The 15,929-nt window shown below is 43.6% G+C and carries 12 protein-coding genes and 1 tRNA gene; all 13 read left to right on the top strand.

What is annotated here, in order from left to right; translation table 11 throughout:
- The gene (gene glgA, locus EJ419_RS07730) at nucleotides 1-1,431 is read left to right on the top strand and encodes a glycogen synthase GlgA (RefSeq protein ID WP_131285270.1); all 1,431 of its coding nucleotides are present in this window, start codon (nucleotides 1-3) and stop codon (nucleotides 1,429-1,431) included.
- 116 nt (nucleotides 1,432-1,547) lie between these two features.
- Complete coding sequence (locus EJ419_RS07725; protein WP_240680378.1) at nucleotides 1,548-3,971, top strand: glycogen/starch/alpha-glucan phosphorylase; 2,424 nt, start codon at nucleotides 1,548-1,550, stop codon at nucleotides 3,969-3,971.
- A 351-nt stretch (nucleotides 3,972-4,322) separates the two neighbouring features.
- Nucleotides 4,323-4,829, top strand: coding sequence for a hypothetical protein (locus EJ419_RS07720; RefSeq protein WP_131285268.1), 507 nt, complete (start codon nucleotides 4,323-4,325; stop codon nucleotides 4,827-4,829).
- 388 nt (nucleotides 4,830-5,217) lie between these two features.
- On the top strand, nucleotides 5,218-5,817 hold the full coding sequence (pth, locus tag EJ419_RS07715) for an aminoacyl-tRNA hydrolase (protein ID WP_131285266.1): 600 nt from the start codon (nucleotides 5,218-5,220) through the stop codon (nucleotides 5,815-5,817).
- Complete coding sequence (mfd, locus tag EJ419_RS07710) at nucleotides 5,807-9,349, top strand: transcription-repair coupling factor (RefSeq protein WP_131285264.1); 3,543 nt, start codon at nucleotides 5,807-5,809, stop codon at nucleotides 9,347-9,349. Before pth ends, mfd begins: the two co-directional genes overlap by 11 nt.
- Before the next feature lie 61 nt (nucleotides 9,350-9,410).
- Nucleotides 9,411-10,709 (top strand): phosphopyruvate hydratase, encoded by a 1,299-nt coding sequence (gene eno / locus EJ419_RS07705; protein ID WP_131285262.1) that lies wholly within the window; start codon nucleotides 9,411-9,413, stop codon nucleotides 10,707-10,709.
- 150 nt (nucleotides 10,710-10,859) lie between these two features.
- Nucleotides 10,860-11,672: an FtsB family cell division protein gene (locus EJ419_RS07700; protein WP_131285260.1), complete on the top strand. Its 813-nt coding sequence runs from the start codon at nucleotides 10,860-10,862 to the stop codon at nucleotides 11,670-11,672.
- Between the two features lie 146 nt (nucleotides 11,673-11,818).
- Nucleotides 11,819-12,382 carry a DUF501 domain-containing protein gene (locus EJ419_RS07695; protein WP_131285258.1) on the top strand — a complete coding sequence of 188 codons (564 nt, stop codon included), beginning with the start codon at nucleotides 11,819-11,821 and terminating at the stop codon, nucleotides 12,380-12,382.
- 73 nt (nucleotides 12,383-12,455) lie between these two features.
- Nucleotides 12,456-13,442, top strand: a complete 987-nt coding sequence (locus EJ419_RS07690; protein WP_131285256.1) for a Ppx/GppA phosphatase family protein — start codon at nucleotides 12,456-12,458, stop codon at nucleotides 13,440-13,442.
- 69 nt (nucleotides 13,443-13,511) lie between these two features.
- A tRNA-Leu gene (locus EJ419_RS07685) sits at nucleotides 13,512-13,596 on the top strand.
- Nucleotides 13,597-13,641: 45 nt separating this feature from the next.
- The gene (locus tag EJ419_RS07680) at nucleotides 13,642-14,061 is read left to right on the top strand and encodes an FKBP-type peptidyl-prolyl cis-trans isomerase (RefSeq protein WP_131285255.1); all 420 of its coding nucleotides are present in this window, start codon (nucleotides 13,642-13,644) and stop codon (nucleotides 14,059-14,061) included.
- Between the two features lie 77 nt (nucleotides 14,062-14,138).
- On the top strand, nucleotides 14,139-14,621 hold the full coding sequence (locus EJ419_RS07675; RefSeq protein ID WP_131285253.1) for a GreA/GreB family elongation factor: 483 nt from the start codon (nucleotides 14,139-14,141) through the stop codon (nucleotides 14,619-14,621).
- A gap of 150 nt (nucleotides 14,622-14,771) precedes the next feature.
- On the top strand, nucleotides 14,772-15,929 hold a 1,158-nt coding region (locus EJ419_RS07670; protein WP_131285251.1), incomplete at its 3' end, for a sensor histidine kinase.

Raw genomic sequence — 15,929 nt, 5'->3', positions numbered from 1 at the left:
ATGAAAATAATGTTCGTTGCTGCAGAAGGAGCTCCTTTTGCAAAAGTAGGCGGGCTTGGCGATGTTATAGGAGCATTACCTAAATCTCTTGCAACACGTGGGCATGATGTTGCTGTGCTGATGCCATATTATGACGAAGTTGATCGTAAATTTGGGCAGGACATGGAAGACGTCATGTATTTCTACACGAATGTAGGATGGCGACACGAGTATGTAGGGATTAAACGGTATACCCTTTCAGGAGTAACGTTTTACTTTATCGACAACGAACATTATTTCTTCCGCGGACATGTTTATGGCGACATGGATGATGGCGAGCGTTTCGCTTTCTTCCAGCTTGCTGCTATTGAGGCATTAGAAAAGATTAATTTCATTCCTGATGTGATGCATGTCAATGACTATCACACAGCAATGATCCCATTCTTGTTAAAAGAAAAGTATCGTTGGATTAATGCATATCACTCAATTCGTACAGTTTTGACTATTCATAATATGCAATTCCAAGGTGAATATGATCCGGGAATGCTTGGTGATCTATTTGGGGTAGGTCAAGAGCGCTACGAAGATGGAACTGTAAGATGGAATAATTGCCTGAATTGGCTTAAAACGGGTATTCTGTATGCTGACCGTGTGACCACGGTATCTCCAAGTTATGCGCAGGAAATTATGACACCTGAATTCGGGTGTGGGCTAGACCAGGTATTACGCATGGAGTCTGGAAAGACTTCCGGAATAACTAATGGGATCGATACTGAGCTATTTGATCCGAATAAAGATTCTCGAATTCCATATCATTTTTCTGCACACCATCGAAGCGGGAAGAAAAAGAATAAGACAGCATTACAGGAACGTTTGGGGCTTCCAGTACGTGCCGATGTTCCACTCTTTGGTATCGTCTCGAGACTTACAGATCAAAAAGGTTTTGATATCGTAGTCAGTGAGCTAGAATCACTTGTCCAGCAAGATATACAAATTGCAGTACTTGGAACGGGCTATCCGCAATATGAACAAGCTTTCTCGTGGTACGCGAGTAATTATCCGGATAAAGTGAGCGCACAAATTACCTTTGACCTTGATTTGGCTCAGCAAATTTATGCTGGCAGTGATGGATTCCTTATGCCGAGTGCATTCGAACCATGTGGTTTGTCTCAAATGATGGCGATGCGGTATGGAAGTATTCCGGTAGTTCATGAAGTAGGTGGGCTACGCGATACCGTGGAGCCATATAACGAATTCAATCATACGGGTACAGGTTTTAGTTTCCAAGAGTTTAGCGGTTTCTGGTTTACTCAAACAGTTCTCAAATTCATGGATGTGTACATCAATCATCCGTATGAATTTACTGATTTACAGACGCGTGCGATGCTCGTAGATTTTTCGTGGGATAGTGCATGTCAAAAATATGAAGAATTATACAGCTCACTTGTATAACAATGAGTGTATAAGTAATAGATGAAGATTCTATGAGGAAGCGTGCCATTATGGTGCGCTTCTTTCATAAAATCACCTAGAGTGTTCTCTTTTCCTCATAGAGTGGAAGGAAGTTTATGATGGAATTGACAACGGAACAATTTATTCATGATTTTGAATTAACTCTTAATGAGCAACAACAAACGATTCTTTCTACAGCGACACCATCAGAATTATTCGTCGCTCTCGCGCATACTATTAGGCAGTATTACACGCCATTATGGATTGAGCGCAATAAAAAACTGCAGGAAAATAAAGACAAAATTGCGTACTATTTCTCTGTTGAGTTCTTACCTGGACGCATGCTAGAAACTAATTTGCTTAATCTTGGGATTCTCGATGTCGTAAAAGAAGGTTTCGCTCAGCTGGGTATCGATTTTACTCAGGTGAAGCAAGCTGAACATGATATGGCATTAGGTAACGGTGGCTTAGGTCGTCTTGCTGCAGCATTCATGGATTCGCTTGCTACCACAGGATACGCTGGTTTCGGAAACGGTCTTCGCTATAAGTATGGTCTGTTCAAGCAGCGTATTGTCAACGGATATCAAGTTGAACTTCCTGACGCATGGTTTGGCTCTATCGGAAACGTATGGGAAACGCGTAAGGATCACGACATCGTTGATGTGCGTTTCTTTGGAAACGTGTATATGACTGATGCGGGAAATGGCAAGCTCAAGCCTGTCTATAGTGATGCGCAGGTGTTGCGTGCAGTTCCATATGATGTTCCACAACTAGGCTACGGCAATGGAGTAGTTAATAATTTGCGTTTGTGGGATGTAGAAATTCCTGAAGAATATGAACTTAGCTATCCAACTATTGAAGATCGTCGACGGGTCGAAGACATTACAGCTGTCCTATATCCTGATGATTCGAGCGATGAAGGTAAAAAGTTACGCTTAATGCAAGAGTATTTTATGACTTCTGCAGGCCTTCAGACAATCGTTAAATCCTATCTCAAATTGGGCCTTCCTCTGGAACGTATATATGAGAAGGTATCGGTTCATATAAATGATACGCATCCAGCAGTTGCTCCAGCGGAATTTATGCGAATTTTGATTGATGAGTATGGCCTTGAATGGGATGATGCGTGGAATGCTACTCAAAAGGTGATGAGTTACACCAATCACACGATTCTTTCTGAAGCATTGGAAAAGTGGCATACTGGTTTATTTGCTCATGTGCTACCACGCGTATATCAAATTATCGTAGAAATTGATAATCGTTATGCCGCTCAGATGAGTGCCCAAGGTGTGGATTACGAAACGATTGAAAATACGCGTATCGTACGAAATAATCAAGTCCATATGGCGCATTTGGCCATCATTGGTGGGCATAGTGTTAATGGTGTAGCTCAGATTCATACAGAGCTGCTTAAAGAAGATACTTTGCGTGACTTCTACAAAGTTTCTCCTGAGAAGTTCAATAATAAGACCAATGGTATCGTACAACGTCGCTGGACTCAGATAGCTGCCCCAGGATTGTCGAAAACGATTGACAAGTGGATCGGGCAGGGGTGGAGAAGCGATATTCATGAGCTTCGTAAGCTCAATGAATACGTTGATAATTCTCAAGCTCAAGCTGATTTCTGGGAAGTCAAGCAACTCGCTAAGCAACGTTTGGCAGATTATATTGAGCAAACTACAGGTGTTCATGTAACCACCGATGCAATTTTTGATGTGCAAGTCAAACGTCTTCATGCATATAAGCGTCAACTTCTTAACGTCATGCACATCATCAAGCTGTACTGGGATATTAAGGATAATCCTGAGGGTGAATTCACTCCACGTGTCTTTATCTTTGGTGCAAAAGCAGCACCTGGATATCATTTTGCGAAGTCGATTATCAAGATTATTAATGAATTAGCTAATCTCATTAATAATGACGAGCAGATCGGTGATAAGCTCAAAGTAGTATTCCTTGAGAATTATAGGGTTAGCCTTGCTGAGCTCATTATCCCAGCAGCAAACGTATCTGAGCAGATTTCCTTGGCTTCTAAAGAGGCATCCGGCACGTCAAATATGAAGTTTATGATGACTGGTGCTGTAACAATGGCGACCCTTGACGGCGCAAATATCGAAATCAAGGATGAGGTAGGCGACGACAATATCGTTATCTTTGGTATGACTAAAGACGATGTTTATAACCACTATGCTACGCGTGATTACTATTCACGTGGTATCTATGATAACGACCCTGTTATTCATCGTGTAGTCAATACTTTCGTTGATGGGACAATTCCGAACTGTCAGCGAGAGGGAAGTGAAATCTTCGATGCGCTCATTACCTATAACGATGAATACTTCTTGCTCCAAGATTTCACATCATATGTAGAGGCTCAAGAGCACTTGACACAGCTTTATGCAGATCGCGCTCGCTGGATGCATATGAGCATGACGAATATCGCCAACTCTGATAAATTCACATCAGATGACACTATCCGCCAATATGCTCAAGAGATTTGGAATTTGAGCCTTCCATCTCACGGAAAGCATCGTATCTAACACGTTACTCAAGAAGTGCTTTCTTGGTACTCATGATCCTTGTATAGGTCTGTCATAATGCGCAATCGTGTGTAGCGCTGGAGACAAAGCAAGTTTAGAGTACCGTAGAACGACAGAGTAGAGTGAATAAAGTAATCACACATATGTTAGTTCACTCTTTTGCCGAGTATGTGAAATCAAAACAGGCGTGGAATCAGGGTATAGTAACAACTTACTCGTGATTCCACGCTTGAATTATGTGTGATGATATATGAAGAGACTGTATGGTATTGCTCAGTTTTGTATTGTGTGACCGGTTATTTTTATATTCTTAGAATATATAAAGCTAAATAATCGGAGCTGATTAAGGTGATGAATAAGAAAGACACACGAATAATTATCATCGTCATAGCAGTCTGTGCTGTCCTTATTAGCGTTGGTTTTGCTGCAACATGGTATAGGAATCGGTATCAAGAGTATCTTCTTTCTTCGTATGGAGTTCAATTGCCTTCTCGTGTAAAAATAGATTCACTCCATACCGAAGAAGGATGGGATGCGACTTTGTGTTACGGGACTCTTAAAGTAGCTAATCAAAACGATTGGCACTCTCTTGATGCGCTCGTGAATCCCGTAAATTATTCTCCTATCTCTGAGCTTAAAGAAAGTTATATTCTCAATACATCTGAGCGTAATGTGGATGTAAGCAGACTCATATACGATGTGAATCAAGAATTTTCTATATCACTTGCACATGAGAGTTCATCAACACTTTTCTACCAAAAAATTACAATTAAGGATAAAAGTCTACTCGTGTTCTTCTACGATTCACACACACATGAGTTCTTCTTTTATGGCACCCTTAATGCCGGGCATTTTTGATTTGCGCAAAGACATTTTGGCTAGTAGGTAATGGCTCACAAATGTCGGTATAAATGGTCATGCCTTCGAGTCGCAATCGATTGAGCGGAAATTGATATGCTAAGGATTGATTTTATACCGAGATTATTAGGCGGTAAGGCTTGCAGCACCAAGCGGAGTATGTGCGATATTTAGATTGAGCAAAGTAGGTTAGTTTATATGTGAAATATGTGAATTTTAATATATGTTTTAATCATACATACGATTGAGCTTATTGCTATAAAGACATATAAATGGTTAATATGTACAGCACTTGCTATTACGATAAAGGTAAAGGGTACATAAGAAGAATACCGGTATTAGAAACACAATTAATCGATAACCGATAGATGACAGCGTAAGGGTTAATATGGCATCAGATTTTTGGCTCATCGTAGGTTTGGGCAATCCAGGTAAAAAATACGAAGGTACTCGTCACAATATGGGCTTTATGGCTGCAGATGTACTTGCACAACGCTGGGGCGTAAGTATGAGTGATCATAAAGGGCTTGCGATGCTTGGGAAAGGAGTCATGAATTTAGGAGGTAAATCCTTTAAATTCTTCCTTGCAAAGCCATTGACTTTTATGAATGAGTCCGGCAATGCTGTTGCATCCATTTGCGCATACTATTCTATTGATGCATCACACGTTATTGTGATGCATGATGATATGGATTTGGACTTTGGGCGTATGAAGGTTAAGGCAGGCGGTTCAGCTGGCGGGCACAATGGTATTAAATCCATTGATCGATCTTTAGGTACGCCTCAGTATGCTCGAGTCCGTCTAGGGGTAGGACATGCGGCAAGGGGTGCTCATGCTCGCGAAAATACAGTGAATTGGGTGCTGGGTGGTTTTAATGCCTCACAGCGCAAGGAGCTGGACGAGTTTTTGATGGATGGTGCGGATGCGGCGGAAATGCTGATGGCTGACGGTCTGCAGCGCACGCAGGAGAAGTTTAATGGCCGATAGATATAGCCTATACGGTACTTTACAAGATGTTCAACAGCGCCTCGGTGACACTGAAGATTTTGAACATATAATTCAAAGTTCGCATGACGTTAACGACCCCATTCGACGTATTGGTGCTGTACAAGGTGTGCGCGCTGCATTAGAAGCTAGCATCGCTGAAAATAGTGATGCGACGGTTATCGTCGTTACATCGTCCGGACGGCAAGCTACCCAAACTGCTGAAGAAATTCGTTCATGGTATAAAGGCAATCCTGATGACATCGCAGTTCTTGATGCGTGGGAAACTTTACCACACGAGCGGCTCAGTCCTCGCGCTGATACAGTTGCAAGGCGAATGGCTATTTTCCGTAGGCTAGTTCATCCGGATACAAGTATTGCCGCGCTGGGCGCGCTTAAAGTTCTTGTAATGCCAGTTCGCTCACTTATCCAGCCTATTGTTTCAGGCGTTTATGATATCGAACCTCTGATTTTTAAGCGTGGCGATATCATCGATATGAATGTGGCAGTATCTCGCCTTATTGAACATGCTTATACGCGTTCTGATTTGGTGATGGAACGTGGCGAATTCGCTGTACGTGGCGGAATTCTTGATATTTTCCCTCCTACGGCAGCACATCCTGTTCGCATAGATTTCTTCGGTGACGAAATTGACGAAATTCACGAGTTCCATGCCTCCGATCAGCGAACGTATGGGGATAATATCGAAAGCATATGGGCAACTGCATGTCGAGAAATTCCACTTACGGATAATGTACGGGAACGTGCACATAAATTAATTGGTTCTATTGATAATGCCGATGATATGCTCGAGTCCATTGCGCAAGGCATTCCTGTAGAGGGAATGGAATCTCTCATCCCAGCGCTTATTGATGATGTGGTCCCAGTATATTCGTTATTCCCAGAGTCAAGTGTTGTGCTCGTTCATGATGAAGAGCGCATACGTAGGGCAGCGGAAGATCTTAATAAGACTGCACAAGAATTTCTCGCTGCAAGCTGGCATGTAGCAGCAAGCAGGGGAGCAAGCGCTGTCCCAATTAGCTTTGATAAAGCGAGCTTTATTGATTTTAATGATGTTCTCTCGGATTTGGATTCTGCTCGACACCATGTATGGATGGTGAGTGATTTAGGCGTAGACGATTCTGTGGAAACGAATGTCGTCATCCATGCATCACAGCCAGATGAATATCGCGGTGATGAAAAACGGACGAATGAAGGTATTGAGTCCTTACAAAAAGCTGGTTTGCATATCATCATTACAAGTCCCGCAACGGGAACATTAGCGCGATTGCAACGAATTATTGGACAAACTAATGCAGATAGTTCACAGATTGATTTTATTCTTTCTCATGTAACGCGTGGATTTATTGATAATCAAGCCGGTATAGCTGTTCTTACCGAGCAAGATATTACCGGGCGATCATCAGTTGCTGCTCAAACGCGTACGCCATCGAGAAGGCGCAAAGCAATTGATTTGGTTGAGCTCAAACCGGGTGATTTCGTTGTACACGAACAGCACGGTATTGGACAGTTCGTAGAGCTTCAACAGCGCACTGTTGGATTAGGCAATGCGCGCAGTCAGCGCGAGTATGTCGTTCTTGAGTATGCCTCAAGTAAGAGGGGGGCTCCTCATGATAAGTTATTCGTCCCGGCTGATCAGCTTGACCAGCTGAGCAAATATATCGGTGCTGAGATTCCAAAGCTTAATAAATTAGGTGGTTCTGATTGGGCGACGACTAAAGCAAAGGCGCGCAAAAAGGTTAAGGAGATTGCGCAAGATTTAGTAGCGCTGTATTCAACACGTCAGAGAACACGTGGGTATGCGTTTAGCCCCGATACTCCTTGGCAGCGTGAACTAGAAGAAGCATTCCCATATCAAGAGACACCTGATCAACTTACCACAATTGATGATGTGAAAACTGACATGGAAAAACCAATTCCTATGGATCGTCTTATTTGTGGCGATGTTGGGTTTGGAAAGACCGAGATTGCAATTAGAGCGGCATTTAAAGCCGTTCAAGATTCTAAGCAAGTCGCCGTTCTAGTACCAACAACGCTTCTGGCTCAGCAGCATTATGAGACTTTCTCATCGCGCTACGATGGTTTTCCTGTCAAAGTGGCAATTATGAGCCGCTTCCAGACAGCAAAAGAGCTTAAAGCTACCATCGCTGATATTGAAGCCGGCACAGTTGATGTGGTTATCGGTACCCATAAATTGCTTAATCCTGCGATTAAATTCAAAGATTTAGGTCTTGTCATTATCGATGAAGAGCAGCGTTTTGGAGTTGAACATAAAGAAACACTCAAAGCATTACGAACTAATGTAGACGTTCTTTCGCTATCCGCGACCCCAATTCCACGAACTTTGGAAATGTCTATTACTGGGCTACGAGAAATGTCTACGCTGGCTACGCCTCCAGAAGATCGTCTTCCTGTTTTGACATATGTGGGCGCATACGAGGATGCACAAGTTGTCGCTGCTGTACGACGCGAAATTTTGCGTGAAGGACAAGTCTTTTATGTGCATAATCGCGTTCAGGACATTGATAAACAAGCCCAGAAAATTCGTGAACTCATACCAGAAGCCCGTGTGGCAACCGCTCATGGAAAGATGAGTGAAAAGCAGCTTGATCTTGTGATTCAAGGTTTTTGGAATCGTGAGATAGATGTATTGGTGTGCACGACTATCGTGGAAACGGGTCTTGATATCTCAAATGCTAATACTCTTATCGTAGATAGAGCAGATCGCTTTGGTTTATCGCAGCTTCATCAATTACGAGGACGAGTAGGACGTGGACGCGAAAGAGCCTATGCGTATTTCCTCTACGATGCTACAAAAACTATGACTCAAACAGCGCATGACCGCCTGAGTACCATAGCTCAAAATACTCAGCTGGGAGCTGGGTACGATGTAGCAATGAAGGATTTGGAACTTCGTGGAACAGGCAATCTTTTGGGTGGTGAGCAATCGGGGCATATCGAAGGTGTTGGTTTTGACCTTTATGTACGTATGGTTTCTGAGGCCGTTATGGAATATAAAGAGCCTGAACGGAAAGAAAGCGTCGCGGTATCCATTGATTTGCCTGTAGAAGCATCCATTCCACAAAGCTATATCGATTCCGACAAGCTTAGACTCGAAGCATACCGAAAAATCGCTGCGGCTCGAACAGAAGAAGAATTTAGTGATATTCGTGATGAATTAAAGGATCGATACGGCAATCTGCCTCATGAGTTGGGAACTCTATTCGATATCGCGCGATTGCGTTCACGAGCTCGAAATTTGGGTATTAGTGATCTTATTGCTCAGGGTAAGAATATAAGAATTGTAGGGATTGATCCTCAAGATTCAGTCATGCTACGGCTTAAGCGAATCTATAAGAATGTTCAGTATCGTCCGGTTACGCATACGTTAATTCTGCCAACTCCATTCCAAGGCATGCTTGGGCAGTCAGCTATGCAAACGGATGAAGTCTTACGATGGACGAATCAGTTGTTGGATGATTTAGAGTGGAAACACGTATCCGACAAGGCCTAAGTTAGTCCACAAAAACTATTATTCTTGTGAGTGAAATCACAACCTAGTTAAAGGAGTAGTTGTGTCTGCAATTGAAAGTGTATACGCACGTCAAATTCTTGACTCCCGCGGTAACCCAACTGTTGAAGTAGTTCTCACTACTGAGTACGGTACTGTAGGTAAGGGTCTTGTTCCTTCCGGCGCTTCAACTGGTGAGGCAGAAGCTTGGGAACGTCGCGATGGCGATAAGTCCGTTTACTTGGGCAAGGGCGTTCTCGACGCTGTTAAGGCAGTAAACGAAGTAATCGCTCCAGCAGTTATCGGTATGGATGTAACTGATCAGCGTTCTCTCGATGCAACCATGATTGAGCTTGATGGTACTGCAAATAAGGGCAAGCTCGGTGCAAACGCAATTCTTGGCGTTTCCCTCGCAGCTATCTATGCAGGTGCTGAAGAAACTGAGCAGCCATTGTACCGTTACTTGGGTGGTACCAACGGTCACATCTTGCCAGTTCCAAACATGAACATCATGAATGGTGGTGCACACGCAGACTTCGCAACCGATATTCAGGAATACATGATTTCCCCTTATGGTTTCGAAACATACAGCGATGCACTTCGCGCAGGTGTTGAGGTATACCACACCTTGAAGAATGTTTTGAAGAAGGAAGGTCTTGCAACTGGTCTTGGTGACGAAGGTGGTTTCGCACCAAAGATGAAGTCTAATGAAGATTCCCTCAAGTACATTATGAGCGCAATCGAAGCTGCAGGCTACGAGCCAGGCAAGCAGATTGGTATTTCCTTGGATGTTGCTTCTTCTGAGTTCTACAACAAGGAAACAGGCAAGTATCGTTTCGACGGCGAAGAGCACGAAGCAGCTTACATGCTCGATTACTACGAGAACCTCGTAAACGAGTACCCAATCGTTTCTATCGAAGATCCATTCCAGGAAGAAGGATGGGAAGACTGGGCAGCTATCACAGCTCGCCTTGGCGATCGTCTTCAGTTCGTTGGTGATGATTTGCTCGTTACTAACCCAGCACGTTTGGCAAAGGGCATTGAGCTCGGAGCAGCTAACTCCTTGCTCGTAAAGCTCAACCAGATTGGTACTGTTACTGAGACTCTCGATGCAATTGAGCTCGCAACTAAGAATGGTTTCACCTCTATGGTTTCTCACCGCTCTGGTGAAACCTCTGATACAACCATTTCTGATCTTGCTGTTGCTAAGAACACCGGTCAGATCAAGACTGGTGCACCTGCTCGTGGTGAACGTATTGCTAAGTACAACCGTCTCATCGAGATTGAAGAAGAGCTCGGTTCTAACGCTGAGTATGCAGGCTACAATGCATTCAAGGCATGCAAGAAGTACATCGCTAAGTAAAGCTATCTAAGTTTACGTTGATTTACTTATGCATGCGAGAGTGTGCATTTGAGTAAATCTGTATAAGAGACACGCCTTAAAAAGCAAAAATACCCACTGTGTAACGGTTCGTCTTCAAGACGGTCGAGCATAGTGGGTATTTTTTAATATATGGCCGACCGCACTCATAAAAATTTTTCTCGTAATTCATCGCGTCAACGATCAACACGTTCGACTGACTCGACGCGAGATAATAGTGGTCTAAGAACACGACGTGGAAGTCAAGAACGAGTTGTGCGGGATGAGTTACGCGATATTAAGCGGTCACGAAGTGCGGTAACTGGTAGAACTCGAAACTCGTCAAAGAAATCTCGAAATTCAGTCCAAACGGGTGCGGGTCTTTTTTCATTCTTATCGAGGAATAATTCGCGAAATAATGGTTTGAGAAGTAATAACTCAAGTGTGTCCCCGAATCATGTGCAGGAGCAGCCACGCGCCGGTCGTGAACGTTTATCGCAATCTGAATTAAAGAGTTCTCATTCGCAGAGTATGGCGCGAAGAAATCGTACATCGATGGATTCTCGTGGTGGATTACTCTTCATCCTTGGTATTATTATTTTGCTTTTGTCATTGCTCAATATTGGGTTGGTCTTTAGGAGTTATGCGCAAAATCTTGGCCAACTTAATGCATTAAAAAGTCAAGAGGCTGCATTAATTCAGCAAAAGGCTGAGTTAGAAAATGATATCAGTCGCTGGTCTGATGATGCATATGTAACTGCACAGGCACGTAAACGGTTAGGCTTTGTTTACCCTGGCGAGCGAAGCGTGCGAGTAGAGAATCTACCGCAAGATATGCGAACGGATACAACCAAGAAGAGTGATACGACTCAGTCGCAACTGCCGTGGTTTACAGAATTACTCTATGCAATTCACAATACTGATCAGGCTGAGAATTCTTCAGGCGAGGCAAACACTGCTCAATAAGTGCATTTATTGTCACTGTGAATGGATTATAAAAGAACAAGTAAAGAATAAAACTAATAAGGAACAATGAGTATCGCGAATTAGATAATCTCAATCTCATTCTAAAATCGTGAATTATCTTTCTTTTTTCAGGCAAGGGGGAAACTATGTGGCCGCAGCATGTTTATACGACAGCCGAGGAGCTAGTTGAGTATTTCTTGACACATCAGGCTACGGATAGTGACATTCAAGCTGTTGAAGTGCAACTAGGACGTTTTCCGCGCGGAATGGTTGCTGTAGGGGCGAGATGTGTCTGTGGGCAGCCTTTGACTACTGTAACGCGACCACTCATTGATGGAAAAATTCCTTTCCCTACGACTTTCTACCTTACTCATCCTGGAGCTACAAAAGCGATTTCGCATGTAGAAGCAGCTGGACGACTCGCTGAATTAACTGAACAGCTCACTTCTGACGACGTGCTAGCAGCAGGGTATATGAAGGCTCATGAATCTTACCTAGCCGTTCGCCATGAGCTTGCAGTGCGTTTAGGTGACAGCGAAGAGCATATAGAGGGAATTACCGCTGGTGGAATGCCTGAACGTGTTAAATGTCTTCACGCAGTCTTGGCTCAAACTCTTGCAATGGGCCCAGGTGTAAACCCAGTAGGGGATTTAATCCTTTCTGAAATTCGCGAAGAGTTTGATCCTAATGTGTGTCGCTGCTCACGATGAGCACGATGAGTGTGTAGCATATGCCTGATAAACCAGAAATACTTACAATGTGCATAGGTACGAAGGAACAGTGATGATAACAGTTGCAGGGATTGATTGCGGTACGAATTCTATTCGTCTCATGATCGCATCTATGGATAATGATGGACTACATGTCATTGTTCCTCGAATTATGCGAGTCGTTAGGTTAGGCGAGGGTGTTGACGTTCATCATGCATTCAGTAGTGCTGCGCTGAGTCGCGTGTATGAAGCAATTGATGAATTTGCCGAAATCATTGACCATCATCACGTAGATTATGTGCGTTTTGTCGCAACGAGTGCGACTCGAGATGCAAAAAATCGACATGAATTTGAATCATATATCTACGAGCGACTGGGAATTTACCCGGATGTTATTTCAGGTGAGGAAGAGGCACGTTTAAGTTTCCTAGGTGCCACAAGTGTGCTCGATATGAATAAATTTGAGGCTCCCTATCTCGTCGTTGATTTAGGTGGAGGATCAACTGAATTAGTTTTAGGTGATGCACAGAATCCATCGCAGATTGAAGCAGCCTATTCGATGAATATCGGTTCTGTCCGAATGAGTGAACGTTACCACCTTGAGGACGCTCCTCAAGAAGATGCCATAAGTGCAGCAATTGAAGACATTGATGGGAATATTACACGTGCAGCGACGACTGTACCACTTCATAAGGTACGTACAATTATTGGCGTCTCAGGTACAGTGACAACCATGTCTGCGATAGCTATTGGTCAGACCGAGTATCATCAAGAATCTATTGATGGAACAATTATTGAAATTGATGATGTCGATGCTGTTAATAATCGTGTCGTCAGAATGAGCAGGGTAGAGCGTGACACGCTCAGTGTTGTTCATCCTGGGCGCCGAGATGTCATTGGTGCGGGAGCACTCGTCTGGTCACGTGTGCTGAAGAATATTAGCGATTGTGTCGAAGCAGATGGAGGGCATATTACATCATATGTAGCTAGTGAACACGGGCTATTAGATGGTATTGTCTTAGACCTCGCCACGCGTAAATATGCTGAAATTTCCGCATAAAGAATAAAATTAACGCGCTTGATTTGGCGTTTTGCCAAAACTTGTGGCATAATCATATCTTGTTTGAATGCCTCGGTGGCGAAATTGGTAGCCGCAGCGGACTTAAAATCCGCCGCCTGTAATGGGCTTACGGGTTCGAGTCCCGTCCGAGGTACTAGCTTAGTTCTCAAGCTTCACTGTTTCTCACAAAGGAGTTCCCATGAGTGATACTGCAATGCCTACAGTAAATGCAGAGTTTGGAGCATATCCACAGATTTCTTTCCCAACTCCTGAAGCACCAGCTGGACTTTATTGTGAGGAAATCGTTGAAGGTGATGGTCCAATGGTTCGTAAGGGCGATATCGTTACAGTGAACTATCACGGTGTTATTTGGGGTAAAGATAAGCCATTCGACTCAAGCTTCGACCGTCATCAGCCAATTGACTTTGGTATTGGCGTTGGTCAGGTAATCAAGGGTTGGGATAATACTGTGCCTGGACACAATGTGGGATCTCGTTTGGTGGTTTCTATCCCACCTCAGTACGGCTACGGTTCTTATGGCGTTCCACAGGCAGGTATCGGCGGTACCGATACTTTGGTCTTCGTTATTGATATTATCTCAACAACATCTGCTCGCTAAGCACGCTGATAGCGCACCATAGAAATAGAACTATATAGGTTGATGCACTACGGAATGTGTGAATTAAGGAGGGGATTATGGCAGATCAAGAAGAAAAGGTAATTGAGCTTACTCAAGAGGCTTACGATAAGCTTAAGCAAGAACTAGCATGGCGTGAAGGTGAATTGCGCCAAGATATTACGGAGAAAATTGCTGCTGCACGTGCAGAAGGCGATTTGAGCGAAAATGGTGGCTATCAAGCCGCTCGTGAGGCTCAGGGGAAGAACGAAGGCCGTATTAACGAACTGATTGTTAAGCTACGTAACGCCCATATCATTGAACCGGTTGCTGAAGGTGAAATTGGAAATGGCACTGTGGTCACCATCTCACTTGCTGGTAACGAGATGACATATCTTATTGGCTCTCGCGAAATAGCAGTGGCATCTGACTATGACGTTATTAGTCCTGAATCGCCAATTGGAAGCGCTATTTTTGGACATCATGAAGGTGATATTGTCGAGTACAAGGCACCAAATGGTCGTGAGCTTAAAGTTGAGATTTTATCAGCAAAGCCAATGTAAACTGTCTGATACGGTAAGACCTAAATTTTAAATAAGTTGTGTCCTCAGCTCTCCTTCGTACGAGAATATATATTTGCGTATGATGTTTAGCTGGGGACACAACTTTTTGTATTAATGGACGATTTATCTATCCTGAATTAAACTAAAGGAATGATTGATTTCAATTCGCTTATTTCTCAAACTCCTGGTTATAACGAAGATGATGTGAATCGTTTACATTCGCTCATCGCAGATTGGCAAATTATCGCTGATTTAACATTCTCTGACTTACTTTTAGTCATTCCGCCAAGTATGGATGATTTCGATGACGTATCGCGTTTTATCGTGGCGACGCAGTGCCGTCCCTCGACAGTAATTTCGCGTATTTCAGAAGATTGGGTAGGGAAAAATCCTGAGCCAGACCTCATTCCGTTGCTTGAGCATACATGGCATTCTAATATTTTGTCGCGAATGGATCACTACAGAGTCGTTGATGGCATATCTGTATGCGATGTGGCTACACCAGTGGTATGTAATGGGCGAGTTATCGCGATGGTGGTGCGTGAAAGCAATATGGATACACGCGGTGATAACGGTCGTTATGAAATGAGCAGTATTGGCGTAGGTAAGCAGCTGTTCTATATGATTACGAACGGTGATTTCCCATATGAAAAGCGTGTATCGCTTGCACGTGGAAAATACCGCCGACATGATCCTCGTGTAGCGGACGGATTTGTCGTACTCGACAGTGATGGAAACGTCATGTACGCTGCGCCTAATGCGATTAGTAGTTTTAGGCGTATCGGTATTTCAGGTGATATGGTGGGCAAATGCTTTGCAGATATTGTCTCCGAAAAGCTTGACCCGGATGCTAAAGTACCCGAGGCATTACAGTTGGTTGTGGATGGAAGAGTAGCTGCAGCAGTTGTTCTCGAAGCTCAAAATGCTGTAATTTCCATGCGCTCCTTGCCATTGGAAACTGAGGGCAAGCCAACAGGTTCACTTATTTTGTGCCGTGATATTACTGAGCTTCGCTGGCGAGAGCGTCAGCTTGAAACGAAGGATGCGACGATTTCTGAAATTCATCATCGTGTAAAGAATAATCTTCAAGCTGTGTCGTCTCTTCTTCGATTACAGGCTCGCCGTACGAAGTCTGATGAAGTGCGCCGTGAGCTAGAGGAAGCGCAAAGACGTGTCGAGACAATTGCTGTGGTGCATGAGGGATTGAGCCAAACTGCCGATGAAATGGTCGATTTTGATGCAGTAATTGCAAATCTTTTACGTATGAGTGTCGATTTAGCATCTGCTAAAAATCAAACAATTGATATC

It is taken from the genome of Alloscardovia theropitheci (assembly GCF_004332295.1).
Classification (GTDB): Bacteria; Actinomycetota; Actinomycetes; order Actinomycetales; family Bifidobacteriaceae; genus Alloscardovia; species Alloscardovia theropitheci.
This window is presented reverse-complemented; position numbering and strand designations above follow the sequence as displayed.

Bases quoted from the DNA above. Each gene is read 5' to 3' on its own strand.
- EJ419_RS07675 (WP_131285253.1), top strand. From the start codon at position 14,139: ATGGCAGATCAAGAAGAAAAGGTAATTGAGCTTACTCAAGAGGCTTAC.
- EJ419_RS07720 (WP_131285268.1), top strand. From the start codon at position 4,323: ATGAATAAGAAAGACACACGAATAATTATCATCGTCATAGCAGTCTGT.
- EJ419_RS07680 (WP_131285255.1), top strand. From the start codon at position 13,642: ATGAGTGATACTGCAATGCCTACAGTAAATGCAGAGTTTGGAGCATAT.
- pth (WP_131285266.1), top strand. From the start codon at position 5,218: ATGGCATCAGATTTTTGGCTCATCGTAGGTTTGGGCAATCCAGGTAAA.
- glgA (WP_131285270.1), top strand. From the start codon at position 1: ATGAAAATAATGTTCGTTGCTGCAGAAGGAGCTCCTTTTGCAAAAGTA.
- EJ419_RS07695 (WP_131285258.1), top strand. From the start codon at position 11,819: ATGTGGCCGCAGCATGTTTATACGACAGCCGAGGAGCTAGTTGAGTAT.
- EJ419_RS07700 (WP_131285260.1), top strand. From the start codon at position 10,860: ATGGCCGACCGCACTCATAAAAATTTTTCTCGTAATTCATCGCGTCAA.
- mfd (WP_131285264.1), top strand. From the start codon at position 5,807: ATGGCCGATAGATATAGCCTATACGGTACTTTACAAGATGTTCAACAG.
- EJ419_RS07725 (WP_240680378.1), top strand. From the start codon at position 1,548: ATGATGGAATTGACAACGGAACAATTTATTCATGATTTTGAATTAACT.
- EJ419_RS07690 (WP_131285256.1), top strand. From the start codon at position 12,456: ATGATAACAGTTGCAGGGATTGATTGCGGTACGAATTCTATTCGTCTC.